The organism is Pseudomonas brassicacearum subsp. brassicacearum, assembly GCF_008801605.1.
GTDB lineage: Bacteria > Pseudomonadota > Gammaproteobacteria > Pseudomonadales > Pseudomonadaceae > Aquipseudomonas > Aquipseudomonas brassicacearum.
In genome coordinates this window covers 1-24,948 of the sequence record NZ_VZPJ01000015.1, presented here as the reverse complement: position 1 = coordinate 24,948, position 24,948 = coordinate 1, and the positions used below count along the sequence as shown (strand labels likewise).

General features: G+C 62.0%; 20 protein-coding genes. 8 read left to right on the top strand and 12 right to left on the bottom strand.

All coding sequences use genetic code 11. The features are described 5' to 3' along the window. Nucleotides 1-8 precede the first annotated feature (8 nt). From F7R20_RS26005 to F7R20_RS25990, 4 genes are all read right to left on the bottom strand, one after another. Nucleotides 9-1,511 (bottom strand): CoA-acylating methylmalonate-semialdehyde dehydrogenase, encoded by a 1,503-nt coding sequence (locus F7R20_RS26005; protein ID WP_003202875.1) that lies wholly within the window; start codon nucleotides 1,509-1,511, stop codon nucleotides 9-11. 30 nt (nucleotides 1,512-1,541) lie between these two features. Next, nucleotides 1,542-2,351 (bottom strand): 5-deoxy-glucuronate isomerase, encoded by an 810-nt coding sequence (gene iolB, locus F7R20_RS26000; RefSeq protein ID WP_003202878.1) that lies wholly within the window; start codon nucleotides 2,349-2,351, stop codon nucleotides 1,542-1,544. Next, nucleotides 2,348-3,241: a myo-inosose-2 dehydratase gene (gene iolE, locus F7R20_RS25995; RefSeq protein WP_003202881.1), complete on the bottom strand. Its 894-nt coding sequence runs from the start codon at nucleotides 3,239-3,241 to the stop codon at nucleotides 2,348-2,350. Before iolE ends, iolB begins: the two co-directional genes overlap by 4 nt. A 154-nt stretch (nucleotides 3,242-3,395) precedes the next feature. Continuing rightward, nucleotides 3,396-5,333, bottom strand: a complete 1,938-nt coding sequence (locus F7R20_RS25990) for a bifunctional 5-dehydro-2-deoxygluconokinase/5-dehydro-2-deoxyphosphogluconate aldolase (RefSeq protein WP_003202883.1) — start codon at nucleotides 5,331-5,333, stop codon at nucleotides 3,396-3,398. 314 nt (nucleotides 5,334-5,647) lie between these two features. Here F7R20_RS25990 and F7R20_RS25985 point away from each other — a divergent pair, with 314 nt between their 5' ends. Then, the gene (locus F7R20_RS25985; RefSeq protein ID WP_003202885.1) at nucleotides 5,648-6,571 is read left to right on the top strand and encodes a MurR/RpiR family transcriptional regulator; all 924 of its coding nucleotides are present in this window, start codon (nucleotides 5,648-5,650) and stop codon (nucleotides 6,569-6,571) included. Between the two features lie 36 nt (nucleotides 6,572-6,607). Continuing rightward, entirely contained in the window at nucleotides 6,608-7,219 is a 612-nt protein-coding gene (locus F7R20_RS25980; RefSeq protein WP_003202887.1) for a glutathione S-transferase, read from the top strand. Nucleotides 7,220-7,410: 191 nt separating this feature from the next. On the opposite strand, the gene hcnC is transcribed toward F7R20_RS25980, so the two are convergent. Genes hcnC through hcnA form a run of 3 tightly spaced genes read right to left on the bottom strand, consistent with a single transcriptional unit; the run spans nucleotide 7,411 to nucleotide 10,395 of the window. Then, nucleotides 7,411-8,670: a cyanide-forming glycine dehydrogenase subunit HcnC gene (gene hcnC / locus F7R20_RS25970; RefSeq protein ID WP_003202889.1), complete on the bottom strand. Its 1,260-nt coding sequence runs from the start codon at nucleotides 8,668-8,670 to the stop codon at nucleotides 7,411-7,413. Further along, nucleotides 8,663-10,072 (bottom strand): cyanide-forming glycine dehydrogenase subunit HcnB, encoded by a 1,410-nt coding sequence (hcnB, locus tag F7R20_RS25965; RefSeq protein WP_003202891.1) that lies wholly within the window; start codon nucleotides 10,070-10,072, stop codon nucleotides 8,663-8,665. Before hcnB ends, hcnC begins: the two co-directional genes overlap by 8 nt. Then, the gene (gene hcnA, locus F7R20_RS25960) at nucleotides 10,069-10,395 is read right to left on the bottom strand and encodes a cyanide-forming glycine dehydrogenase subunit HcnA (protein WP_003202893.1); all 327 of its coding nucleotides are present in this window, start codon (nucleotides 10,393-10,395) and stop codon (nucleotides 10,069-10,071) included. Before hcnA ends, hcnB begins: the two co-directional genes overlap by 4 nt. Nucleotides 10,396-10,672: 277 nt before the next feature. Here hcnA and F7R20_RS25955 point away from each other — a divergent pair, with 277 nt between their 5' ends. Continuing rightward, nucleotides 10,673-11,356, top strand: coding sequence for a response regulator transcription factor (locus F7R20_RS25955; RefSeq protein WP_003202897.1), 684 nt, complete (start codon nucleotides 10,673-10,675; stop codon nucleotides 11,354-11,356). After that, nucleotides 11,334-12,719 carry a sensor histidine kinase gene (locus F7R20_RS25950; protein ID WP_003202899.1) on the top strand — a complete coding sequence of 462 codons (1,386 nt, stop codon included), beginning with the start codon at nucleotides 11,334-11,336 and terminating at the stop codon, nucleotides 12,717-12,719. Before F7R20_RS25955 ends, F7R20_RS25950 begins: the two co-directional genes overlap by 23 nt. Before the next feature lie 153 nt (nucleotides 12,720-12,872). On the opposite strand, the gene F7R20_RS25945 is transcribed toward F7R20_RS25950, so the two are convergent. The 4 genes from F7R20_RS25945 to F7R20_RS25930 all read right to left on the bottom strand — a co-directional run bounded on the left by F7R20_RS25945 (nucleotide 12,873) and on the right by F7R20_RS25930 (nucleotide 17,825). Continuing rightward, complete coding sequence (locus tag F7R20_RS25945) at nucleotides 12,873-13,121, bottom strand: DUF1652 domain-containing protein (protein WP_003202901.1); 249 nt, start codon at nucleotides 13,119-13,121, stop codon at nucleotides 12,873-12,875. Between the two features lie 239 nt (nucleotides 13,122-13,360). Next, the gene (locus F7R20_RS25940; RefSeq protein WP_003202904.1) at nucleotides 13,361-14,845 is read right to left on the bottom strand and encodes a helix-turn-helix transcriptional regulator; all 1,485 of its coding nucleotides are present in this window, start codon (nucleotides 14,843-14,845) and stop codon (nucleotides 13,361-13,363) included. An 84-nt stretch (nucleotides 14,846-14,929) separates the two neighbouring features. Continuing rightward, the gene (locus F7R20_RS25935) at nucleotides 14,930-16,213 is read right to left on the bottom strand and encodes a Zn-dependent hydrolase (RefSeq protein WP_003202906.1); all 1,284 of its coding nucleotides are present in this window, start codon (nucleotides 16,211-16,213) and stop codon (nucleotides 14,930-14,932) included. Between the two features lie 133 nt (nucleotides 16,214-16,346). Then, nucleotides 16,347-17,825, bottom strand: coding sequence for an NCS1 family nucleobase:cation symporter-1 (locus F7R20_RS25930; RefSeq protein WP_003202908.1), 1,479 nt, complete (start codon nucleotides 17,823-17,825; stop codon nucleotides 16,347-16,349). Nucleotides 17,826-18,438: 613 nt separating this feature from the next. On the opposite strand from F7R20_RS25930, the gene hydA reads away from it, so the two are divergent. From hydA to preA, 3 genes are all read left to right on the top strand, one after another. After that, nucleotides 18,439-19,878 carry a dihydropyrimidinase gene (gene hydA / locus F7R20_RS25925; protein ID WP_003202909.1) on the top strand — a complete coding sequence of 480 codons (1,440 nt, stop codon included), beginning with the start codon at nucleotides 18,439-18,441 and terminating at the stop codon, nucleotides 19,876-19,878. Nucleotides 19,879-20,053: 175 nt separating this feature from the next. Next, nucleotides 20,054-21,421 (top strand): NAD(P)-dependent oxidoreductase, encoded by a 1,368-nt coding sequence (locus tag F7R20_RS25920; protein ID WP_003202910.1) that lies wholly within the window; start codon nucleotides 20,054-20,056, stop codon nucleotides 21,419-21,421. Then, the gene (gene preA, locus F7R20_RS25915) at nucleotides 21,422-22,696 is read left to right on the top strand and encodes an NAD-dependent dihydropyrimidine dehydrogenase subunit PreA (RefSeq protein WP_003202911.1); all 1,275 of its coding nucleotides are present in this window, start codon (nucleotides 21,422-21,424) and stop codon (nucleotides 22,694-22,696) included. Nucleotides 22,697-22,840: 144 nt separating this feature from the next. Here the strand turns inward: preA and F7R20_RS25910 are convergent, their stop codons facing one another. Beyond that, entirely contained in the window at nucleotides 22,841-23,461 is a 621-nt protein-coding gene (locus F7R20_RS25910; protein ID WP_003202912.1) for a TetR/AcrR family transcriptional regulator, read from the bottom strand. A gap of 1,179 nt (nucleotides 23,462-24,640) precedes the next feature. Here F7R20_RS25910 and F7R20_RS25905 point away from each other — a divergent pair. Continuing rightward, nucleotides 24,641-24,948 (top strand): OprD family outer membrane porin (locus F7R20_RS25905; protein ID WP_151180619.1); only part of this gene is annotated, 308 nt, incomplete at its 3' end.

The following is a 24,948-nucleotide window of genomic DNA, read 5'->3' as shown; positions in this document are numbered from 1 at the left end:
AAAAAGCGTTATTGAGCAGTCGGCATGCTGAACTCAGGACCCTTGGCAATGCTGTCGGGCCAGCGTTGCATCACGCTTTTGTAGCGGCTGTAGAAACGCAGGCCTTCTTCACCGTAGGCATGGTGATCGCCGAACAGCGAACGCTTCCAACCACCAAAGGAGTGCCAGGCCATGGGCACCGGAATCGGCACGTTGATGCCGACCATGCCGACCTTGATACTGCGGGCGAACGCCCGGGCAATGCCGCCGTCACGGGTGAAGCACGACACGCCGTTGCCGAATTCATGGGCATTGATCAGCGCCACCGCCGTGGCGAAGTCCGGTACACGGACGATCCCCAGCACCGGGCCGAAGATTTCCTGCTGGTAGATGCTCATCTCGGCGGTGACCTGGTCGAACAGCGTCGCCCCGACAAAGAAGCCCTGCTCGGCGCCAGGCACCTTGAAACCACGCCCATCGACGATCAAGCGAGCGCCCTCGGCCACCCCAGCGTCGATGAAACCTTCCACTTTTGCCTTGTGCTCGGCGGTGACCAGCGGCCCCATGTCGGTGCCGGGTTGCTGGCCGTTGCCGATCTTCAGCTGGTCTATGCGCGGCAACAGCTTGGCAATCAATTCATCGCCCACATCACCCACCGCCACGGCGATGGAAATCGCCATGCAGCGCTCACCCGCCGAGCCGTAGGCGGCGCCGATCAAGGCATCCGCCGCCTGGTCGAGGTCGGCGTCAGGCATGACGATCATATGGTTCTTGGCCCCGCCCAGGGCCTGCACACGTTTGCCGTGCGCCGTACCCTGCTGGTGGATGTACTCGGCAATCGGCGTGGAGCCGACAAAGGAAATCGCTTCGATGTCCGGGTGCTGCAACAGCGCATCCACCGCCACCTTGTCGCCCTGGACCACGTTGAACACACCGTCCGGCAGGCCGGCTTCGGTCAGTAGACGGGCCATCAGCAAACTGGCGGACGGGTCGCGCTCCGAAGGCTTGAGGATGAAGCAGTTGCCGGCGACCAGCGCCAGGGGAATCATCCACAACGGCACCATCACCGGGAAGTTGAACGGCGTGACCCCGGCGCAAACGCCCAGGGGTTGGCGCAGGTTCCAATTGTCGATGCCGCCGCCGATGTTGTCGCTGAAATCGGTCTTGAGCAGGTTCGGCGCACCGCAGGCGTACTCGACGATCTCGATGCCGCGGGTGACTTCGCCGTGGGCGTCGGACAGCACCTTGCCGTGTTCACGACTGATGATCTGCGCCAGCTCGTCGTGGTGCCGGTCCAGCAGCTCCTTGAACTTGAACATCACCCGCGAACGACGCAATGACGACTGCTCGGACCAGGCCGGGAACGCCGCCAGCGCCGAGGCCACTGCCGCGTCGACAGTGCCCGGCTCGGCCAGGGCCACCCGGGCCTGCACCGCACCGGTGGCCGGGTTGAAGACATTGCTGAACCGCGTGCTGTCGTGGTCCTGCACGTGGCCGTTGAGGTAATGGCCTACTACCGGGGCGTCACTCATTGTTCTTGTTCTCCGTGCGAATGTTGGAAATCAGAGGTCCAGCAGCCAGCTGTGCTGCGGATCGTTATGGAACTGCCAGACCCGCTTCGGGCCGGCCATGACGTTCAGGTAATACGACTCGTACCCGTAGGGCACGCTGACCGGGTGGTACCCCTTGGGCACCACCACCAGGTCGCTGTTCTCCACGGCCATGGCCTGGTCGATGCTGCGGTCGTCGGTGTAGACCCGCTGGAACACGAAGCCTTGGGACGGGTTGACCTGGTGGTAATAGGTTTCTTCCAGGAAGCTCTGGTGCGGCAGGTCGTCGGTGTCGTGCTTGTGCGGCGGGTAGCTCGAGGAGTGCCCCGACGGAGTACGCACTTCCACCACCAACAGCGAATGGGCCGGCTCGCTGTCGGGCAGGATGTCGCAGACATAACGGGTGTTGGCGCCCTTGCCGCGCACACTGCGCTTCATGCTGTCCGGGCGGATCAACCGTGGGCCATGACTGTTCTGCGCAGCCCCCGGCGCGGCGCACACGGCAATCTGTACATCGCTCAACGCGGTGACCTGGGCCTGGCTGCCAGACGGCAGGTAAGCGGCATAGGGTGACTTGTCCTCGAACACCGACTGGCGATCACCGAGGTTGTCCCAATCGAAGGCCCCCTGCCCCGGCGCTTCGCCCTTGAGGCTGATGCGCCCACTGAGCAGCACCAGGCACAATTCCTTGTCGCCGGCGGCCACCGGCAGGGTTTCGCCCAGGCTCAGGCGGTAGGCGGCGAACCCGACGTATTCCAGCTCACCTGCCGGCAACTGGACCATGGTTCGACCGCTGGAATGGCTCTTGATCAACAGGCTCATGACGGACTCCTTTCTTGCAGCAAGGCACGCAGCGTGTCGTAGCCCTTCTTGGCGTAGGCATAACTCGGTGCTACGGCAGGGTCCTGCTCGGCTTCCACCACCAGCCAGCCTTGGTAATCGGCGGCCAGCAACACGTCGAGCAACGCGGCGAAGTCGATGTCACCGTCCCCCGGCACGGTGAAGGTGCCGTTGATGATGCAATCGGGGAAGCTCCAGAGGTTATTGCGCGCCAGTTGCACCACCGGTTTGCGCACGTCCTTGAAGTGCACATGGCAGACCCGCTCGATGTGTTTGCGCAGCACCTGCAACGGTTCGCCACCGCCCATGTAGCAGTGGCCCGAGTCGAACAGCAGGCCCACTTCGTTACCGGTCAGGGCCATCAACTTGTCGATGTCCGAGGGCGACTCGACATAGGCGCCCATGTGGTGGTGATAGGCCAGGCGCACGCCTCGGGACAAGGTGAAGCGCGCCAGTTCCGTGAGTTTGTCGGCGTAGGCTTGCCAGGCTTCATCCGTATGGAAACGCGGCCGCTCGATCAGCGCAATCCGCTGGCCCTGGATGGAGTCGGCGACTTCCCCGTACACCAGCACTGTCGCGCCGTTCTGTGCCAGCAGTTCGACGTGGCTGGCAATGGCGTCGATTTCCTCGGCCGCCGAACGCCGGGCCAGGCGACTGGAATACCAGCCGGAGACCAACGCCAGGTCATAAGGGCGCAGCACATCGCCGACACCCTTGGCGTCCTTGGGGAACTTGCCGTTGAGTTCAAAACCTTCGTAACCGATTTCCTTGCCTTCACTCAGCGCCGTGCTCAACGGCGTCTCGCCGCCCAACGATGGCAAGTCGTCGTTGCTCCAGGAAATCGGGTTGATGCCAATTCGAATAGCGGGCATGGCTGCACCTTTTATTGTTTTTCACAAATCAGTAAGAACGACGCTGAACACTTGTGGGAGCGAGCTTGCTCGCGATAACGGTGTACCAGTCAATATTGATGCTGGCTGACCGGACGCCATCGCGAGCAAGCTCGCTCCCACATTACCCCCCCCATCAAGCACGGGCACTGCGCCACGCCTCGATCAATTCCACAAACCTGCCCTGCACCTGCCGGATCAGCGTTTCATCATCGATTTCCCCGGCCAGCCAGGCCCGGCTCGGTTCCTGGAAGATCGTGCGGCCCACGGCGAACCCACGGCAGGTGGTGCTCTGGCTGGCTTGTCGGAAGCCTTCGGCCAGGGCGGCGGCCGGGGCGTTGAGGCCCAGCAGGACCACGCCGCGGCAATACGGGTCGCGTTGCTGGATCAGCTCATCGAGCTGTTTCCATTCCTCCGCGCTCTGGGTCTCGATCTTCCACCACGCCGGGAAAATACCCAGGTTGTAGAGGCGCTTGAGGGCACGATAGAGCACGTCCGGGTGCGGCGATGGATGATCCTTGGGCGGAATGACTTCCAGCAGCAATTCATGGCCGCTGACCTGGGAAGCCTTGTACAGCCCCATCAGTTGCGCTTCCTGCTCCAGGCGCAACAGTGGCTCGTCATCAGGGTGAAATTGCACCAGGCACTTGATGATCTGTTCCTGCGGCCAGGCGATCAGGTTGCTGCCAATGGAGCGCCCGTGTTCGAACGCCAGCGGTCGCGAATTCTGTACCTCCACCGGTCGCGCCACCCACCAGCCACGTCCGGTGGCAGCGTTCAGCGAGTCCTGGCCGAAACGTTGGTCGGCCAGCAGACCGACGTCGGCCTCGACGCCTTGGCGTTGCAGGTCGGCTTCGACCCGCTCCACCGCCTGGATGAACAGTTGCTTGAGGTCACCAATGCAGCTCAGGTCGCGGCCGCCCTTCTGGGCCAGCTCCACCAGTTGCCAGCGATGGTCGAACGCAAAGATGAACAGTTGTCTCCAGGTCTTGCGGGGCACGCTGACCTGATGCAGTCGTTGCAGCACGGCATCCTGGTCCGGGCGGGTAATCGGCACCGGGCTCTTGAATAAATAGTCGAGCTCGGCCCGGGTCGGCATCGCCGGGGCACAGGCATGGCGCGACACCACCAGGCCACCGCAGGCATTGGCCAACTGACAGCAGCGCTCATCGCTGGCGTCCTCCAGCCAACCGGCGAGGAACCCCGACATGAATGCATCACCGGCGCCCAGTACATTCAAGACCTCGACCCGGACACCAGGGTAAAGGGCGCCGTCTTCAAGGTGGGCCGGAATGGCGCCATGAATCACCGTGCAACCTTGTGGGCCAAGCTTGACCACCAGGGTCGCCGCCGTCAGCGAGCGCACGGTGCGCAGTGCGGTCAGCAGGTCTTCGCTGCCGCCGGCGATCAGGAATTCTTCTTCAGTGCCAACGATGAGGTCGAAACGCGGCAGGATGCCTTGCACATGCTGGCTGACCTTCTGGTCGGCCACAAAACGGGTTTCCCCATCGGCCTTGCCCGCCAGGCCCCAGAGCACCGGCCGATAATCGATGTCCAACACGCATTTGACATTGTGCTTCTCAGCGTAATCCAGCGCCTGGGTACTGGCCTTGTAGACGCCATCGGTAGAGAAATGCGTGCCGGTGATCAGCAGCGCCTTGCTGGAGGCAATGAAGGCTTCGTCGATGTCTTCGGCGCGCAACGCCATGTCGGCACAATTTTCCCGGTAGAACACCAGGGGAAAGGTCTCCCGGTCCTTGATACCCAGCAGGACCATGGCCGTCAGGCGTTCGGGATCGACCTTGATGCCACTGACATCGCAGCCTTCACGTGCCAGGGACTCCACCAGGAAGCGGCCCATGTGGTCGTCCCCTACCCGGCTCAGCATCGCCGACCGGAGCCCCAGGCGTGCCGTGCCGAAAGCGATGTTGGCCGACGAACCGCCCAGGTACTTGGCGAAGCTTGCGACATCTTCCAGGCGCGCGCCGACTTGCTGCGCGTAAAGGTCGACGCCCAGGCGTCCCAGGCAGATCACATCCAATTGACGCCCACTGGCAAAACGAGTCTGGCCCATGCTGGCTCCTGTTATTTTTATCAGCCTGCGCTTGACGCCAAAACCGACGCCAGCGCTGTTGGTGAATGCAGACTAAAACGAGCGGCGCGCAATAATCAATAATTATTCTATAAATTTTTTACGTGGAATATTTTTTCCAATACGCTATGACCAAAGCGAGCCAGGTGCAGTGCATCGTTTCAGCAGATGCTGCAACATTTGTCAGCCCATGATTTTCCCTGCGCCTACGCTGTAGACTGCGACCAGCCAACCTATTGTCGAGGGCCGGCCTTTTTTTCGGGCCGCCCTATAAGAACAAGCCAGAAGGATTTTCTATGACCCGCCCCGATGATCTGCCGGCGCCGTCCGAGAGCGCGTCCGAACCCGCCCTCCCGAGCCCACCGATCAATGCCGAGCGCCTGCTGCAACTGATCACCGATGAATACGAAAGCCTGCCGCGCCAGCTCAAACGCATCGCCAGCTACATGAGCCAGCAGAGCGACCGGATCATGGTCGACCGCATCAGCGACATCGCCCGGGAATGCGAAGTGCACCCCTCGGCCATCGTCAGGTTTTCCCAGCGTTTCGGCTTCAGCGGGTTCAGCGAAATGCAGGCGTTGTTCCGCGAGGCCTACACCCACAAGACCACCCCGGTGCAGAACTACCAGCAGCGCATCCGCAGCATGATCGCCAACAAGTCGCAGAAGGCCAGCGGCGGCGACCTGGCCCGCGAATGCGTCAACGCGACCCTCTCGGGCATCGAGCGCCTGGGGTTGGAGCTGGACGACCAGGCGTTCGAAAAGGCCGTGGACCTGGTGGTCAACGCCGACAACATCTATGTGGTGGGCGTGCGCCGTTCGTTCGCGGTGGCCGATTATCTGGTCTACAACCTGCAACACACCAATAAGCGCATTCACCTGGTGTCCGGCCTGGGCGGCAGTTACCGTGAGCAGATGCGCAGCGTGCGCGCCAACGACCTGGTCATCGCCATCAGCTTCACGCCCTATGGCAAGGAAACCCAGCACTGCCTGCGCATTGCCCAGCATCACCAGGCCAAGACCCTGATCATCACCGACAGCAACCTGTCGCCCCTGGCCAAACGGGCCAACGCGGTGTTGCTGGTCAACGAAGGCAGTTCGTTCGCCTTCCGTTCGTTGAGTGCCACGTTGTGCCTGTGCCAGGCGTTGTTCATCGCCGTGGCTTACCGACTGGAACTCAAGGTCGATGAAATCCATGAACAGGTCGGGTTCGAGGATTAACGCCGCGCCCACCGATAAAACGCTGAAGGAGAAGCCATGAGATTGATCGGCATGCTGGACTCGCCCTACGTGCGACGCGTCGCCATTTCCGCCAAATGCCTGGGGGTTCCCCTGGAGCACGAGTCCGTTTCGGTGTTCAGGCATTTCGAACAGTTCCAGCACATCAACCCGGTGGTCAAGGCCCCGACCCTGGTGCTGGACGATGGCAACGTACTGATGGACTCCACATTGATCATCGATTACCTGGAGGCCTTGGCCGCGCCGGGGAAAAGCTTGATGCCGGCCGACCTTGGACAACGGGTGCGCTCACTGCGCCTGATTGGATTGGCCTTGGCGGCCTGTGAGAAGTCGGTGCAGATCTACTACGAACGCAACCTGCGGCCAACGGAGATCCAGCACGCGCCTTGGGTTGAACGCGTGGAAGGCCAACTGGCGGCGGCTTATGGAATGCTGGAGCAGGAACTGGAGAAACAGCCGCTGGGCACTGATGGCAACCTCGATCAGGCCGGCATCACCGTGGCAGTGGCCTGGAGCTTCACCAACCTGGTGGTGCCGGACCAGGTGCAAGGCAAGGCTTTCCCGTTGATCAGCGCGTTTACCGCCTATGCCGAAGGGTTGGAGGCGTTTGTCAGTACGCCGATGGAATAACCGGCTGTGAACAAAAAAACCTGGGGGTAACCAGAGTACCTGTGGGAGCAAAGCTTGCTCGCGATAGCGCTGGATCATCCAGCAACAATGTTGACTGGCATACCGCTATCGCGAGCAAGCTTTGCTCCCACAGGCTCGCACACAGTTTGTTTTCGGGTGACTGTGGGATATGTGTTCCCCACTGAATTTCTTCAGGCCAGTTCCATTTCCTGGGGCTTTACTGTCGGCGCCACCTCGAAGCGATCTTCCAGGAACGGCGTGATATCCAGCGGCAACGGTTCGTTGTTCACCAGTTTATCCAGCAGTACCCCGGTGATGGCCGAGGTCAGGATGCCGGTGCGGAAATGCCCGCAGGCATTGAGATAACCCTCCACTCCGCGCATCGGCCCCAGGATCGGCAACTCATCAGGAGACCCCGGGCGCAGGCCGGCCCAGGTTCGCTTCAGGTTGATGTCGACCAACTGCGGGATACAGCGCACCGCGCCTTGCACCAACCCTTCGATCTCCGGATAGGTCGTGGTCACGTCGAAGCCTTTGTCTTCAGTGGTGCTGCCAATAAGGATTTCACCGTTGTCTTTCTGCGCCACATAGCAGTCGCTGGTGGTCAGGCAGCCATTGAGGATCTTCGGCATGCGCTCGGTCAACAGGATCTGCCCCTTGACCGGCTTGACCGGAATCCGCACGCCAGTGGCCTGCTCACTCAGGTCCGCCGCCCAGGCACCGGCCGCGTTGATCAGGGTCCGGCAGTTGAACGTCCCCGCCTCGGCGGTTTTCACGCCTGTCACCCGCGTGCCGCTGCGCAGTACCTCGGTCACGCTGGTGTTGAAGAACAGGTCGACACCGTTCTGCCGGGCGCCTTCGGTGTAGGCGTCGGCCAGACGGAACGGACTGACCTGATGATCGCAGAGAAACTCCAGCGCCCCCAGGGCTTCATGGCTGACATTCGGTTCCGCCTCACGCAGGGCAGCCTGGTCCAGCCAGCGCACCTGGTCTGCCAGGTGGGGAATGCAGGCGACGATGTGCTCGGCGTACAAACGGTCTTCATCGTCGTAGATCACGAACTTTAGCCCGGTCTCCTCGAACTTGAAATCCATGCCGTGGTTGTCGATCAGCTCGCGGTGCAACTGCGGATACATTGCGTTGGACTGCAAGGCGAAATCAAAGAACGACTGGGGCAGGATGTGCGGCGTGCTGGCGTCCACCGCCACTGCGGCGCCCTGGGTCTGGCGCTTGCGGTTGGCCGACATCATGCGAAAGAAGATCACCCCGCAACCCAGGCCCACCGACTCGCCAATGGCCCACAGGCCACCGGCCGACGCACGGGTCGCGTTGCCGGGACGCTTGGCGTCGATCAGGGCGACTTTCAGGTGCTTGCGCTTGGACAGTTGATAGGCACAGGAGGCCCCGATCACACCGCCACCGGCGATGACCACGTCATAATTCTTAATCATGGGAAACGGCCTCCATGCCGACGTTCTGGAACGCTGAAAAGGGAATCGGATCGATGGGGAAACGCGGCCGCAGCCAGCCCACGTCGGCACGCCCGGTGGCCTCGCGCAAGCGGTCGCTGCAGTAGCCGACGCACATCCGCCCCTGGCAATCGCCCATGCTCACGCGGGTGCGCATCTTCAGGCTGGCCATGTCCTGCACGCCTTGCTCCAGCGCCCGGTCGATGTCGGCGCGGGTGGTGTGCTCGCAGCGGCAGATCACCGTATCGGCGGCCGGCAATGCGGTTTGCCCGGCGCCACGCTGGGTGTAGCGATCCACGGCGGCGCGAAAGCGAATGATCCGCTCCAGTTGCGCCTGGTAGCGTTCGCGGTGCGCCAGGGCCGTGGACGGATCCAGCACGTTGCGTTGCATCAGGATCGACAGCGCCGCGATGCGTCCACTCAGCATGGCCGCTTCACCGCCGCGAATCCCGCCCATGTCGCCGGCCAGGTGAATGTGCGCTTCGCTGCTTTGTTGCCAGGCATCGGACACGGCCCGCAAATAGCCGTCGTCGCTGAAACCGTGCTCCAGGCCCATTTGCTGGCTCAATTGAGTCCGCGGGATAAACCCGTAGCCGACCGCCAGCGTCTGCGCCGGTACCTGTTCCGCGCGCTTGAGGTCGGGTTCCCAGGTCGTGGAATAAGGCGCGACGGTAACGACGCTCAACTCACCCTCGCCGTCAGCCTGCACCACGCCCCAGCCATAGCGCACGGGAATGCGATTGAGCTTGAGGTAGGCCAGCATGCTCAGGCCGTCGAGGAACAGTTGCGGCTTGTTCAGCAACGCCAGGCTTTCCTTGGCGATCCGGCCGAACGCACAGGCCTCATACACACCCGCCACCGCCACGCCCGATGCGTGCAGTTGGCAAGCCACCAGCGGCAACAACGGACCGGTGCCAGCGATCACCACCGGGCTCGGCGGCTTGACCACACCGCTCTTGATCTGCAATTGCAGGCCGCCAAGCATCATCACGCCTGGCAGGGTCCAGCCAGGAAACGGCACGCTGCGCTCGTGACAACCGGCCGCCAGGACCAGATGGGAATAGGCGACCTCGCCCAGGCGCTCGTCGGCGTCCAGCAGCATCAGCGCCCGGAAGCCTTCGGCACCGATGACCCGGCTGCTCAATCGCACGTCGATCAGGCCGGCGTGTTGCTGGAATTCACCGTGGAGTTTCTCCAGGGCTTCGCTGTAGCGCGGGCCCAGGTAATCCAGGCGCACGCCATCGCGCAACGGTCCGCGATACACCACGCCACCCAGTCGCGGTGCTTCTTCGAGCAAGGTGCAGCGCACGCCGTGGGAGGCCAGTTCAATGGCCGCGGCCATGCCCGCCGGCCCACCGCCGACAATCACCGGATCGAGGCTCATGGCGCCTCCGTTTCGGGGATGCGGTTGACCCGGGTTTCGATCTGCATGCCAGGGCGTACCAGGGTCTGGCAGGCGCGGCGCTTGTGGCGACCGTCGATCCTGACCAGGCAGCATTGGCACACGCCCATGCCGCAGTATGCGCCGCTGATCTGGTCGTGATCGTTGCGGGCCACCTGGCGCTGACCCAGGGCCTGGATGACGGTGAGGACTGTTTCACCGTGGGCAGCGCTGACAGCCTGCCCGTCCAGGCGCACCGTCATGTCGGCCTGTGCCAGCGGCTGGATATCGAATTTTCGGCGTAGAAGGTCTGAAGGTTGCATCATACGGCTCTTCCTTGAAGATTCTGTGGGGGGCTCGGCTCCTTGCGGCGCACCATCACCGGTTCGCATCAGTACCCTGCAGCGGCAGCGCGCCAAAACAGGGCAACGGACGCCACATGATAGTGCGCACGAAATTTATGTTAGGGATTATTTGTGACCAAGTGTTGATCCAGGCCAGCGAAACCGCTCGCCGGCTCATGAACTTTTTTTCAGAAAGCCGACAGGTATTTTTTGGCAGAATGCTGCGCAATAGCACCAACTTCCCCACACGGTACCGCCCATGAACCGCATCCTGACCATCGAAGACGACGCCGTGACCGCCCGTGAAATCGTCGCCGAGCTGACCCGCAACGGCCTGGACGTCGATTGGGTCGACAACGGCCGCGAAGGCCTGGAACGGGCGGTGAGCGGCGACTACGACCTGATAACCCTCGACCGCATGCTGCCCGAGCTCGACGGCCTGGTGATCGTCACCACGCTGCGCACCATGGGCGTGGCCACGCCGATCCTGATGATCAGCGCCCTCTCCGACGTGGACGAGCGGGTCCGTGGCCTGCGGGCCGGCGGCGATGATTACCTGACCAAGCCGTTCGCCACCGACGAAATGGCCGCCCGGGTCGAAGTGCTGCTGCGGCGCAACAATGGCGCCCGCGAGCCGGAAACCGTGCTGCGGGTAGCCGATCTGGAGCTGAACCTGATCAGCCGCGAAGCCAGCCGCAACGGGCAACTGCTCAGCCTGCTGCCCACCGAATACAAGCTGCTCGAATTCCTGATGCGCAACAGTGGGCAGATCCTCTCGCGCATGATGATTTTCGAGGAAGTCTGGGGCTATCACTTCGACCCCGGCACCAACCTGATCGATGTCCACATCGGCCGCCTGCGCAAGAAAATCGACCCGCCGGGCCTGGAACCGCTGATTCGCACGGTACGGGGTTCCGGCTATGTCATTGCTGAACCCTGCTAAAGGCTGGCGCTCCTCCAGCAGCCGCCTGCTGGCGCTGTACAGTTCGCTGTTCGTGATCTGGAGCGCGATCCTGATGGGGGTGATGTATTACGAAGTGTTTGGCTACCTCGATAGCCTGGCCAAGCACTCCCTGATGCAGCGCCAGCACCTGTTTGCCCGGATCCATGGCGATCAACTGGAAGATGCGCTCATGGCCAGCCTGACGCTGGACGAGCGCGGCGTCGACGCCTACGGGCTGTTCGATCCGCAACTTCGCCACTTGAGCGGACCGATCATGCGGATCCCGTCGGACCTGCCGTTGGACGGCAAGATCCACATGCTCGGCGGTTGCGTCGATTCCGACGACCCGAGCGTGCCCTCCGACAGTTGTGACGCGGTGGCGACCCGGACCCAGGACGGCCGCTGGCTGGTGCTGGCGCGGGACAATGGCTCGCTGTTCGCCGTGACCCGCATCATCTTGCACGCGCTATTCTGGGGTGTATCGCTGACGGTCCTGCCGGGTATCGCCGGCTGGCATCTGCTGCGTCGGCGCCCGTTGCAGCGGATTCGCAAACTGCAGGCCAGTGCCGAAGCCATCGTTGCCGGCGACCTGACCCATCGCCTGCCGCTGTCGAGCCGGCGCGACGAACTGGACATGCTGGCGGCGATCGTCAATGCCATGCTCGACCGCATCGAACGCTTGATGAATGAGGTCAAGGGCGTGTGCGATAACATCGCCCATGACCTGCGCACCCCATTGACGCGTCTGCGTGCCCAACTTTATCGCATTCAGCAGCAAGCGCCGGACGGCTCGCCCGAGGCCTTGCAAATGGACCAGGTGATCGCCGAGACCGACACCCTGATGGCACGGTTTCGGGGGTTATTGCGGATTTCCGAGCTGGAAGACCAGCAGCGGCGCTCGGGCTTCGTGCGCCTCGACCCGTTGCAGTTATTGCAGGAGCTGCATGACTTTTACCTGCCGCTGGCCGAGGAAGGCGAACTGTCCTTCATCCTCGAGGTGCCTGATGCGCTGCCCCTGCTCAACGGCGACCGGGCATTGTTGTTCGAGGCCGTGTCGAACCTGCTGAGCAACTCCATCAAGTTCACCCCGCCGGGAGGCACGGTGATCCTGCGTGGGGTCGATCAGGGCGACAGCACCCGCATCGAAGTGCTCGATTCGGGCCCGGGCATCCCCGAGGCGGAGCGCAAGGCCGTGTTTCGCCGCTTCTACCGTGCCGAGGGCAGCAGCCAGCACGGCGGATTCGGCCTGGGCCTGTCGATCGTCGCGGCGATCGTCAATCTGCATGGGTTCACGCTGGAGGTGGGCAGCTGCGAACACGGCGGCGCGCGCTTGGTGCTCGATTGCCGGGGGACATTGTTGTAGCAAGGCCTCTTGTCCCGATCGGCCGTGTAGGAGCTGTCGAGTGCAACGAGGCTGCGATCTTTCCCCAGACAATTGAGTCAAGAGCGAAAGACCAAGATCAAAAGATCGCAGGCTTCGCCAGCTCCTACAGAGGTTGAGGTGCCTGGTCTTTATTTATGCCGGGTCACCGCGATGCAACGGGATGTTCTCAAGCTCATAGCGCAGCTCGTCGATCAGCTTTGCGATGCTCTCTTCCGACCGGACGCTGTCGACACTCATGCCACTCACCACCAGGTCTACCTCCCCGCTTTCACGGTGATACAAACGCACGGTGAGAGTGCCGTCGCCATTGAGGCTGCATTCGCAAGCCAGCGGCGTAAAGCTTTCTTCGAGGCGGGCACGCAAAGGGGCCAGATGGGTCATGCGATGCACCTCAGCCCCGGGGGCGCAAATGAACGGTGGACAGCGCCGACCTCCTGGTCCGCATAGGCATCCTGTCGCGCTCATACTGGGTTGGTTCACTGCACATTGTGGCGTATTCCTTGACTGTTTCGTGGGGACGCGACATCACAGACGATGTCGCACACTGACAGCCTAAGGAACCGAACCCCCATGCAAAACCCGAATTTGCACCAGCATGTCCGGTGCATTTGCACTGGCTATCATGGTGCCTTCATTCGCCATTCGTTAGCGAACAAACCCCGCTCCCGTGCCCAGACAATCGCCTCGCTGCGGCTATGGACATCCAGTTTCGAATACAGCGTAGCGACGTGATTGCGCACGGTATTGGGCGCCAGCTTCAGGCGCGCGGCGATTTCCTTGTCTGCCAGGCCTTCGCAAATCAGCCCCAGCACGTCGCGCTCCCGGGCCGTCAGCTCGGTGAATGACACACTGGGCACCTGGGCGTTGATGCTCTTCACGTTAGCCAATTTTTCAATCAGGGTCCGACTGAACCAGGAAGCGTCTTTCATCACCTCCTCGATCGCCGCCACCAGCTCCAGCTCCGAGCGTTTGCGCTCGGTGATGTTCATCAGCACCAGCAGATAGCAAGGCTTGTCCTGGATGACCACCGTATCGGCAGCGACCTCACAGTCGATGAGTTCGCCGCCCTTCTTGTGCACCTTGACGTCGATACTTGAAACAGCGGCAGCCTTTTCCAACCGGGCAAACAGCGCGGCGCTGGCATCCTTGTCGAGAAAGCCGATTTCCTCCACGGTTTTGCCCAACAGTTCTTCGCTGGCGTAACCGGTGGTCTGGAGAAACGCCTCATTGATTTCCAGCAACTGCTGTTCGGCGCTGCACACCAGGGTGGGTACGGGCGACAGGCGGAACGACTTGGCAAAGCGTTCCTCGCTCTGGCGCAGCGCGGTTTCTGCCTTGCGTCGCGGCTCCATATCCATGAAGGAAAACAGCATGCAGTCTTCGTCGTGCAGGTCCAGCGGCTGGCCGGCGACGATCACCTGCTTGGTGGTGCCGTCGGGCAATTTCAACTCGGCCTGCATTTGCGGAATGGTCGCGCCCTGCCCCAGGCGCTCAATGGCCAGGTCGCGTCTTTCGGCGGCTTCAAGCACATCAAGCTCATACACCGAACGCCCGATCACCTGCTCGCGGCTGTAGCCGGTCATCTCCAGGAACCCCGGATTGACCTTGATATAACGCAGGTCACTGAGGCGACAGATCACCGCCGGTGCCGGGTTGGCCCCGAAGGTTTTCTCGAAGCGCTGCTCGGCGCTGGCCCATTCGGTGGCATCGCTGAGGATCAGCACGAGAAGCTCCGGTTCGCCGTTGCGGTCGGCCAGCACCATGCTGCGGATCCGATGCACCCAGGTGCGATCCGGGTCGGCCTGGGGCGTGACTTCCACCAGCACATCGCTGAACTCATCGCCACGGGCAACCCGGGCGATGGGGTAGTTGTCGTCGCTCAGCGGGTGGTTGTTGCGATAACGCAGATTGAAACGCCGGGCGTATTGCCTGGCCGTGGTGCCCAGCTCACTGAGGTCCTTGACCCCATGCATCGCCAAGGCCGCCGCGTTGGCCCAGGCAATGGTCTGGTCGACCTCGATCAACATCACCCCGTCGGACAGTCCGGCAATGATCTGCAGCAATTGACGACGGTTGGTATCGGTGGTCGGGACTTGCTGATTCATTGGGTCTCCATGTAGTCAGTAGGTTTCAAGCATGGATGCGTTGAAGGTTACGACCACATGGGTTTGCAATAGTGCATCGGCCCTTCACGCCGCCATGCGCCCCTCGGCAATCGCTTGTGAGGCGGCCAGCATCGCTCGCAGCAGCACCGCGCAACCGGCGGCGAGGTCGTCCGGGGCGGCGTTTTCGATTTCGTTGTGGCTGATGCCGCCTTCGCAGGGGACGAAGATCATCCCGGCCGGGCCCAGTTCGGCTAGGAAGATCGCGTCATGGCCAGCGCCGCTGACGATGTCCAGGTGGGACAGGCCCAGCCCTTGGGCAGCGCCGCGTACGGCGTCGACGCAGCCCTTGTCGAAATACAGCGGCGGGAAGTCGGCCGTGGGTTTCAAATCGAAGGTCAGGCCGTGTTGCTGGCAGGTGTCTTCGATCACCTGCTTGACCTCGGCGATCATCGAATCCAGCCGCGCCGGTTCCAGGTGACGAAAGTCCAGGGTCATGCGCACTTCGCCGGGGATGACATTGCGCGATCCCGGATAGGCTTGCAGGCAACCGACCGTGCCGCAGGCATGGGGTTGATGACCCAAGGCGGCGCGGTTGACGGCGCCGACGATGATCGAGGCGCCCACCAGGGCGTCCTTGCGCAGGTGCATCGGGGTCGGGCCGGCGTGGGCTTCGACGCCGCACAACGTCAGGTCGAACCACTTCTGCCCCAGCGCGCCCATTACCACGCCGATGGTCTTGCCTTCGTCTTCGAGGATCGGCCCCTGCTCGATGTGCGCCTCGAAATACGCCCCCACCGGATGCCCACTGACCGGGCGCGAACCGGCATAGCCGATGGCATTGAGCGCCTGACCAACGGTGATGCCTTCGGCGTCGACCTTGGCGAGGGTTTCTTCGAGGGTGAATTTTTCCGCGAACACACCGGAGCCCATCATGCACGGGGCGAAACGCGAGCCCTCTTCGTTGGTCCACACCACCACTTCCAGCGGTGCTTCGGTTTCGATGTTCAGGTCATTGAGGGTGCGCAGCACCTCCAGCCCGGAGAGCACGCCAAAGCAGCCGTCGAACTTGCCACCGGTGGGCTGGGTATCGATGTGGCTACCGGTCATTACCGGCGGCAGGTTCGGATTGCGCCCCGGGCGACGGGCGAAAATATTGCCCACCGCATCGATGCTGACGGTACAGCCCGCCGCCTGGGTCCATTGCACGAACAGGTCGCGGGCCTGGCGGTCGAGGTCGGTCAGGGCCAATCGGCACACCCCGCCCTTGACCGTGGCACCGAGCTGGGCCAGGTCCATGAGCGATTGCCACAGGCGATCGCGGTTGATGTGCTGATGGGTGGATTGCAGAACGTCGATGGCTGCGTTCATGGGGATCTCCATTTTTCCAGGCATGTTTTTGGTGTACTTGAGGCCGCCATCGCGAGCAAGCTCGCTCCCACAGGGGATCTGCATCCACCCAAATCCAGTGTGGGAGCGAGCTTGCTCGCGATGAGGCCCTCCTTCACACCGCTGTTTTGGCAACGGACGGGCTTGCTCGCATACTGCACAACCCGTAATAAATCACCCCGCCCAGCGCCGAGCCGGTGAACCAGCCGTAGCTGTAGAACCAGCTGAACGCATCGCTGCCCAGGGACAGCAGCGTCAGCACCACCGGCACGCCGAAGGCAATGAAGCCGTTCCAGTTCCACGCCGGGTAAACGTCGTCGCGGTACAGCCCGGCCAGGTCCAGCTGCTGTTTCTTGATCAGGAAATAATCCACCACCATGATCCCGGCAATCGGCCCCAGCAGGCTCGAATAACCCAGCAGCCAGTTGGAATAGACCGACTCGAGGCTGACCTCGGACACGATCAGGCCAAGTTTCTTCAGCAGCTCGTGGGCCATCAGCGCCAGCCCCACCAACCCGGTGAGCATCACCGCCTTGGTGCGGCCGATCAGTTTCGGCGCCAGGTTCTGGAAGTCGTTGGTGGGCGAGACAATATTGGCGGCGGTGTTGGTCGAGAGCGTGGCGACGATGATCAGCACCATGGCCAGGGCCACCCACACCGGGCTCTGGATGTGCCCGATCAAGGTCACCGGGTCGGAGACGGTCACCCCCACCAGTTTTTCCGAGGCCGCGGTCATGACCACGCCGAGGGAAGCGAACAGGAACATGGTCAACGGCAGGCCGATGATCTGCCCCACGATCTGGTCTTTCTGGCTCTTGGCGTAACGGCTGAAGTCCGGAATGTTCAACGACAGCGTGGCCCAGAAACCGACCATGGCCGTCAGCCCGGCCAGGAAATAGCTGGTCACGCCGGCGCCTTCTGGGCGTTTGGCCGGGACCGCCATCAGCTCAGTCAACGAGACATTGGGCAACGCCCACACCAACAGCCCCGCCCCCACCAGCACCAGCAGTGGCGCAGACAAGGTTTCCAGCCACTTGATCGACTCGGCACCGCGCAGCACCACCCACAGGTTGATGACCCAGAACACCATGAAGCCGATCACTTCGCCGGTGCCACCCAGACTCTTCCAGCCTTCGAACACCGAACCAAGAAACAGGTGGATCGCCAACCCGCCGAACATGGTCTGGATGCCGAACCAGCCACAGGCCACCAGGGCGCGAATCAGGCACGGCACGTTGGAGCCAATCACGCCGAAGGATGAGCGCAACAGCACTGGAAACGGAATGCCGTACTTGGTTCCGGCAAAGGCATTCAGGGTCAGGGGGATCAGCACGATGATGTTGGCAAACAGAATCGCCAGCAGCGCCTCGCCCACCGTCAAGCCGAAATAGGCGGTGAGCACGCCGCCGAGGGTGTAGGTCGGCACGCAGATCGCCATGCCCACCCACAATGCGGTGATGTGCCATTTGTTCCAGGTTCTCTCGTGCACCTTGGTCGGCGCGATGTCGTGGTTATAACGGGGGCTGTCGAGGACGTCGCTGCCGGCTTCAAGCTCGAACAACCCGTCGCGCTCAGTCACTGTTGATCTGGTCATGTCCGCTCCACTGTTTTCATTATTTTTGCTCATCGACTGGCGATGGCCGGAGTACTTGCACGCGTGCTACCGACCACCCCGCCAGACCACGACAGCACTCAATAACCGTGCCGAATAACGCGCCGAGCTGACCGGACGATCGATATAACCTTCTCAAACATTTGATATCTAAAGATTTAAAGCCATTTAACCGCCCTGCTTCACTTTGTGCTCATCGACTTGAGGCTAGATGACCTGTACGTCCTGTCGAGTTCGAGATTCAAAGTGGTGCACCCCGAATCAAGGCGAGGTGTCTGGGCCGCACTTCAAGCGCTTTCAAGCCGCTGATTTACCATGACAAATCTCGCTCAAATAACGATCCTGTCAAGTGCGTCAAAATGGTGAGCAGGCTCACCATTTTGGTGATTTTAAAATTTAATTCTTTAATTTCAATTACTTAACAACTGAATAAGCTTATAAAAAATAATCTTGATCATTTCAATAACTCCAGCTAGCGTCTAATCCTGACAGTCGTGACAAGAATACAAGTCTGCACGACGTCGTCACTTAATAACCGTGATCGATAAAACATAAAGAACCGGCAACAGTCGGTCATGCCTGCGAGGAACTCGGAATGTCTCTGTTGATCCGTGGTGCCACCGTTATTACCCATGATGAAAGTTACCGCGCCGATGTGTTGTGTGCCGACGGCGTGATCAAGGCCATTGGTGAAAACCTGGATGTTCCGGCCGGCGTCGAAGTGCTCGATGGCAGCGGCCAGTACCTGATGCCCGGCGGCATCGACCCCCATACGCACATGCAGTTGCCGTTCATGGGCACAGTCGCCAGTGAAGACTTCTTCAGCGGCACGGCGGCGGGCTTGGCCGGGGGCACTACATCGATCATCGATTTCGTGATTCCCAACCCCCAGCAATCGCTGATGGAAGCCTTTCATCAATGGCGTGGCTGGGCCGAGAAAAGCGCCAGCGACTACGGTTTTCACGTGGCCATCACTTGGTGGAGCGAGCACGTCCGCGAAGAAATGGCCGAGCTGGTCAATCATCACGGCGTGAACAGCTTCAAGCACTTCATGGCCTACAAGAACGCAATCATGGCCGCCGACGACACTTTGGTGGCGAGCTTCGAGCGCTGCCTGGAACTGGGCGCGGTGCCCACCGTGCACGCGGAGAACGGCGAGCTGGTCTATCACCTGCAACGCAAGTTGCTGGCCCAGGGCATCACCGGGCCCGAAGCCCATCCGTTGTCGCGCCCTTCGCAAGTGGAAGGCGAAGCCGCGAGCCGCGCCATCCGCATCGCCGAAACCCTGGGCACGCCGCTGTACCTGGTACACGTGTCCACCAAGGAAGCACTGGATGAAATCACCTACGCCCGCAGCAAGGGCCAACCGGTCTACGGTGAAGTACTCGCCGGGCATCTGTTGCTGGACGACAGCGTCTATCGCGACCCGGACTGGCAGACCGCAGCCGGCTACGTGATGAGCCCGCCCTTCCGCCCGCGCGGGCACCAGGAGGCGCTCTGGCACGGCTTGCAGTCCGGCAACCTGCACACCACCGCCACCGACCACTGCTGTTTCTGCGCCGAACAGAAAGCCGCCGGGCGTGACGACTTCAGCAAGATCCCCAACGGCACCGCCGGTATCGAAGACCGCATGGCGGTGCTCTGGGACGAAGGGGTCAACAGCGGCAAATTGTCGATGCAGAACTTCGTCGCCCTCACCTCCACCAACACCGCGAAGATCTTCAACCTCTACCCACGCAAGGGGGCGATCCGCGTCGGCGCCGATGCCGACCTGGTGCTCTGGGACCCACAAGGCAGTCGCACGATTTCCGCCAAGACCCACCACCAGCAAGTGGACTTCAACATCTTCGAAGGCAAGACCGTGCGCGGCGTGCCCAGCCACACCATCAGCCAGGGTCGGCTGGTCTGGGCCGACGGCGACTTGCGAGCCGAGCGCGGCGCCGGGCGCTACATCGAACGGCCGGCGTATCCGGCGGTGTTCGATTTGCTGAGCAAGCGGGCGGAGTTGAATAAGCCAACCGCCGTGAAACGCTGACCCCAGGATCGTTCCCACGCTCTGCGTGGGAATGCCTCTGGGGACGCTCCGCGTTCCGCTTTGGGACGCAGAGCGTCCCGGGCTGCATTCCCACGCGGAGCGTGGGAACGATCGAGGCACCCGAAAAACCACTGCCCACCAGAGGCAGCACCTCAAACACCGTGAGGCCCACTCCATGATCCAGCCCTTGAGTCACCTCCCCCATTCCCAGGAAGACCCGGCCACCCTCGCCGCTCGCTTCAGCGACCTGGCTCCGCCACTCAACGCGCGCCAGGCCCACCTGGAAGCCTCCCGGTGCCTGTACTGCTACGACGCGCCGTGTGTGAATGCTTGCCCAAGCGAAATCGACATTCCTTCGTTCATTCGCAACATCCACCAGGACAACGTCCAAGGCGCGGCGCAGAAGATTCTTTCGGCCAACATCCTCGGCGGCAGTTGCGCTCGGGTCTGTCCCACCGAGGTCCTTTGCCAGCAAGCCTGCGTGCGCAACAACGCCCAGGAATGCGCACCCGTGCTGATCGGCTCGTTGCAGCGCTATGCCGTGGACAACGCCCACTTCAGCGAACACCCCTTCCAGCGGGCCGCCGCCACCGGCAAGCGCATCGCCGTGGTCGGGGCCGGGCCGGCGGGGTTGTCGTGTGCGCATCGCAGCGCAATGCACGGCCATGAGGTGGTGATGTTCGAAGCCCGGGAGAAAGCCGGCGGCCTCAACGAATACGGGATCGCCAAGTACAAACTGGTGGACGATTACGCCCAACGTGAACTGGACTTCCTGTTGGAGATCGGCGGCATCGAAATCCGCCACGGCCAGAAACTCGGCGAGAACCTGAGCCTGAGCGACCTGCACCAGCAGTTCGACGCAGTGTTCCTCGGCCTCGGCCTGGCCGCCAGCAAACAACTGGGCCTGAGTGACGAACAAGCGCCAGGGCTGCTGGCCGCCACCGAGTACATCCGCGAACTGCGCCAGGCCGATGACCTCAGCCAGTTGCCCCTGGCCGACCGTTGCATCGTCCTCGGCGCCGGCAACACCGCCATCGACATGGCCGTGCAAATGGCTCGCCTCGGCGCCCGGGACGTCAATCTGGTCTACCGTCGCGGCCTTGAAGACATGGGGGCCACCTTGCACGAGCAGGACATCGCCAAGGCCAATCAGGTGCGCCTGCTGACCTGGGCCCAACCGCAACAGGTGTTGCTCGATGCCGCCGGGCATGTGTGCGGCATGCGCTTCTCTCGCACGCATCTGGAGAACGGTCGGCTGGTCATTGGCACCGACACCTTCGACCTGCCCGCCGACGCCATTTTCAAAGCCATCGGCCAAGCCTTCGACGACAACGCGCTGGTGGATCCGCTGGCCCGGGAACTCAAGCGCCAGGACGGGCGGATTTTGGTGGACGAAAACCTGCGCACCAGCATTCCCGGCGTCTATGCCGGCGGCGACTGCACCAGCCTGGACCAGGACCTCACTGTGCAGGCCGTGCAGCACGGCAAGCTCGCCGCCGAGGCGATCAACGCTCAACTGATGCTCAATGTGGAGGCTGCGTAAATGGCCGATCTGTCGATTGTCTTCGCCGGCATCAAAGCGCCCAACCCATTCTGGCTGGCCTCCGCGCCGCCCACCGACAAGGCCTACAACGTGGTCCGTGCCTTCGAGGCCGGCTGGGGTGGCGTGGTCTGGAAAACCCTCGGAGAGGATCCGGCGGCGGTGAACGTGTCCTCGCGTTACTCGGCCCACTACGGTGCCAATCGCGAAGTGCTGGGCATCAATAACATCGAGCTGATCACCGACCGTTCGCTGGAGATCAACCTGCGGGAAATCACCCAGGTGAAAAAGGACTGGCCGGACCGGGCGTTGATCGTGTCGCTGATGGTGCCCTGCGTCGAAGAATCCTGGAAACGCATCCTGCCCTTGGTGGAGGCCACCGGCGCCGACGGCATCGAGCTGAACTTCGGCTGCCCCCACGGCATGCCGGAACGCGGCATGGGCGCGGCGGTCGGCCAGGTGCCGGAGTACGTCGAGCAGGTGACCCGCTGGTGCAAGACTTATTGTTCGCTGCCAGTGATCGTCAAGCTCACGCCGAACATCACCGACATCCGCGTAGCCGCCCGGGCAGCCCATCGCGGTGGGGCGGATGCGGTGTCGTTGATCAACACCATCAACTCCATCACCAGCGTCGATCTGGACCGCATGGTCGCCCTGCCCAGCGTCGGCAGCCAGAGCACCCATGGCGGTTATTGCGGCTCGGCGGTCAAGCCGATCGCGCTGAACATGGTCGCCGAAATCGCCCGTGACCCGCAGACTCAAGGCCTGCCGATCTGCGGCATCGGTGGCATCGGCAGTTGGCGCGACGCCGCCGAATTCATCGCCCTGGGCAGCGGTGCGGTGCAGGTCTGCACGGCGGCGATGCTGCATGGTTTCCGCATCGTCGAAGAGATGAAGGACGGCCTGTCGCGCTGGATGGACAGTCAGGGCCACGCCAACCTGCAAGCGTTCTCCGGTCGCGCGGTGGGCAACACCACCGACTGGAAGTACCTGGACATCAACTATCAGGTCATCGCCAAGATCGATCAGCAGGCCTGCATCGGATGCGGGCGCTGCCACATCGCCTGCGAGGACACCTCACACCAGGCCATCGCCAGCCTCAAGCAGGCTGACGGCACGCATAAATATGAAGTGATCGATGAAGAGTGCGTGGGCTGCAACCTGTGCCAGATCACCTGCCCGGTGCAGGACTGCATCGAGATGGTGACGGTGGATACCGGCAAGCCGTTCCTGGATTGGAACCATGATCCGCGTAATCCCTATCATGTCACTGTCTGAGGGTTAGGGTGCCTGGACTGGCGCCATCGCGAGCAAGCTCGCTCCCACAGGGGACCGGTTGTGAACACAAAATTTATGTTCACCACAAATCCAATGTGGGAGCGAGCTTGCTCGCGATGAGGCCATCCGCTTCACCACAAAACCTCAAGGCTCCAACCCGATCCCCCGCAAAATCACACTGGTCACCGTCTGCACCGCCCGCTCGAACTGCATGTCCGACAGTGGCTGGTGGTCGTTGAGGATGTTGATCTGGTGGTCGAAGTCGGCGTAATGCTGGGTCGAGGCCCAGATCATGTAGAGCAGGCTTGAAGGCTCCACCGGGAGGATGCGTTTATCCTCCACCCACTGGCGGATTTTCGCTTCCTTCATCTTCGCCCAGTCATAGAGGCTGGCGTCCAGCGCCTGGCCCAGCGTCGGGGCGCCGTGGATGATTTCGTTGGCCCAGACCTTCGAGCCGTAGGGCCGGCTGCGGGAGTGGTTCATCTTGGCGCGGATGTAGCTGCTGAGCACCACCCGTGGGTCGTCGAACATTTCGAAGCACAAGGCGTCCTGCTTCCAGACCTCCAGCAGATCGAACAGCACGGCGCTGTACAGTTCGCTCTTGGTGCTGAAGTAGTAATGCAGGTTGGAACGAGGCAATTGCACTTCGGCGGCGATGTCGGCCATGGCGGTGCTGCCGAAGCCTTTCTCGGCAAAGACCTTCTCGGCGGCCAACAGGATTTTCTCGACGTTACTGCGACGAATCTCGATCTTGTGATTGCCCATGAGGGCTCCCTGGCAACAGCGTTGACCAAGACTAGCATTCACCCACTTCTGAAAACACTGGGGATCCCTGTGGGAGCTGGCGAAGCCTGCGATCTTTTGATCTTGATTGATCGTTCCCACGCTCCTGCGTGGGAATGCCGCCAGGGACGCTCCGCGTTCCGCTTCTGGAAGGTGACGCAGAGCGTCACGGGATGCATTACCACGCAGAGCGTGGGAACGATCAGGCTGCGGCGGCGGTGGAAGATCGTTCCTCACGCTCCGCGTGGGAATGCCGCCAGGGACGCTCCGCGTTCCGCTTCTGGAAGGTGACGCAGAGCGTCACGGGATGCATTACCACGCAGAGCGTGGGAACGATAAGGGTGCGGCGGCGGTGGAAGATCGTTCCTCACGCTCCTGCGTGGGAATGCCGCCAGGGACGCTCCGCGTTCCGCTCTGGAAGGTGACGCAGAGCGTCACGGGATGCATTACCACGCAGAGCGTGGGAACGATCAGGCTGCGGCGGCGGTGGAAGATCGTTCCTCACGCTCCGCGTGGGAATGCCGCCAGGGACGCTCCGCGTTCCGCTCTGGAAGGTGACGCAGAGCGTCACGGGATGCATTACCACGCAGAGCGTGGGAACGATCAGGGTGCGGCGGCGGTGGAAGATCGTTCCTCACGCTCCGCGTGGGAATGCCGCCAGGGACGCTCCGCGTTCCGCTTCTGGAAGGTGACGCAGAGCGTCACGGGATGCATTACCACGCAGAGCGTGGGAACGATAAGGGTGCGGCGGCGGTGGAAGATCGTTCCTCACGCTCCGCGTGGGAACGCCGCCAGGGACGCTCCGCGTTCCGCTTCTGGAAGGTGACGCAGAGCGTCACGGGATGCATTACCACGCAGAGCGTGGGAACGATCACAAGCCTTCTGATCGGGGGGGACATTCGACTAATGTCTTAGACCAGTCATCGCACAACCAATCGCCCTCATCGCTATTCTCAAGCCACGGATTCGCCCGGCGCCACGGCCTGCGATCTTGACCTCGATCGGTGACGACCATTGAAATGCCTCATTTTGAAGCGCCCTCAAGTTGGATAATTCCGATAATGGCCAGTTGACAACGAGCAGCCGCTTCCAAATAATCCCCAACACGTTGTACGACGACGTATGACAAATAAAAACAACAAAAAAGTAGGGAGCGTCATAGTGAGCACACGTGTCCGTTTTTCGCCCGACAACCGTCCAAACCGCCGTACCCTTCTCAACACCAGCCCCGCCCTGATACTGCTCGGTTGCAGCAGCCTTGCGGCGTTTCTGCCCATGACCGCCAGCGCCGAAGGCTTCGTCGATGATGCCAAGGCCACGCTGAACCTGCGCAACGCTTACTTCAACCGCAACTTCACCAACCCGAACAATGCCCAAGGCAAAGCCGAGGAATGGACCCAGAGTTTCATCCTCGACGCCAAGTCCGGCTTCACCCAGGGCGTGGTCGGTTTCGGCGTGGACGTGCTGGG

Bases quoted from the DNA above. Each gene is read 5' to 3' on its own strand.
- F7R20_RS25990 (WP_003202883.1), bottom strand. From the start codon at position 5,333: ATGGGCCAGACTCGTTTTGCCAGTGGGCGTCAATTGGATGTGATCTGC.
- hcnA (WP_003202893.1), bottom strand. From the start codon at position 10,395: ATGATGCAACCTTCAGACCTTCTACGCCGAAAATTCGATATCCAGCCG.
- hydA (WP_003202909.1), top strand. From the start codon at position 18,439: ATGTCTCTGTTGATCCGTGGTGCCACCGTTATTACCCATGATGAAAGT.
- F7R20_RS25980 (WP_003202887.1), top strand. From the start codon at position 6,608: ATGAGATTGATCGGCATGCTGGACTCGCCCTACGTGCGACGCGTCGCC.
- F7R20_RS25910 (WP_003202912.1), bottom strand. From the start codon at position 23,461: ATGGGCAATCACAAGATCGAGATTCGTCGCAGTAACGTCGAGAAAATC.
- F7R20_RS25930 (WP_003202908.1), bottom strand. From the start codon at position 17,825: ATGACCAGATCAACAGTGACTGAGCGCGACGGGTTGTTCGAGCTTGAA.
- F7R20_RS25985 (WP_003202885.1), top strand. From the start codon at position 5,648: ATGACCCGCCCCGATGATCTGCCGGCGCCGTCCGAGAGCGCGTCCGAA.
- F7R20_RS25955 (WP_003202897.1), top strand. From the start codon at position 10,673: ATGAACCGCATCCTGACCATCGAAGACGACGCCGTGACCGCCCGTGAA.
- F7R20_RS25940 (WP_003202904.1), bottom strand. From the start codon at position 14,845: ATGAATCAGCAAGTCCCGACCACCGATACCAACCGTCGTCAATTGCTG.
- F7R20_RS26005 (WP_003202875.1), bottom strand. From the start codon at position 1,511: ATGAGTGACGCCCCGGTAGTAGGCCATTACCTCAACGGCCACGTGCAG.
- hcnC (WP_003202889.1), bottom strand. From the start codon at position 8,670: ATGATTAAGAATTATGACGTGGTCATCGCCGGTGGCGGTGTGATCGGG.
- preA (WP_003202911.1), top strand. From the start codon at position 21,422: ATGGCCGATCTGTCGATTGTCTTCGCCGGCATCAAAGCGCCCAACCCA.
- F7R20_RS25935 (WP_003202906.1), bottom strand. From the start codon at position 16,213: ATGAACGCAGCCATCGACGTTCTGCAATCCACCCATCAGCACATCAAC.
- F7R20_RS25945 (WP_003202901.1), bottom strand. From the start codon at position 13,121: ATGACCCATCTGGCCCCTTTGCGTGCCCGCCTCGAAGAAAGCTTTACG.
- iolB (WP_003202878.1), bottom strand. From the start codon at position 2,351: ATGAGCCTGTTGATCAAGAGCCATTCCAGCGGTCGAACCATGGTCCAG.
- hcnB (WP_003202891.1), bottom strand. From the start codon at position 10,072: ATGAGCCTCGATCCGGTGATTGTCGGCGGTGGGCCGGCGGGCATGGCC.
- F7R20_RS25920 (WP_003202910.1), top strand. From the start codon at position 20,054: ATGATCCAGCCCTTGAGTCACCTCCCCCATTCCCAGGAAGACCCGGCC.
- F7R20_RS25950 (WP_003202899.1), top strand. From the start codon at position 11,334: ATGTCATTGCTGAACCCTGCTAAAGGCTGGCGCTCCTCCAGCAGCCGC.
- iolE (WP_003202881.1), bottom strand. From the start codon at position 3,241: ATGCCCGCTATTCGAATTGGCATCAACCCGATTTCCTGGAGCAACGAC.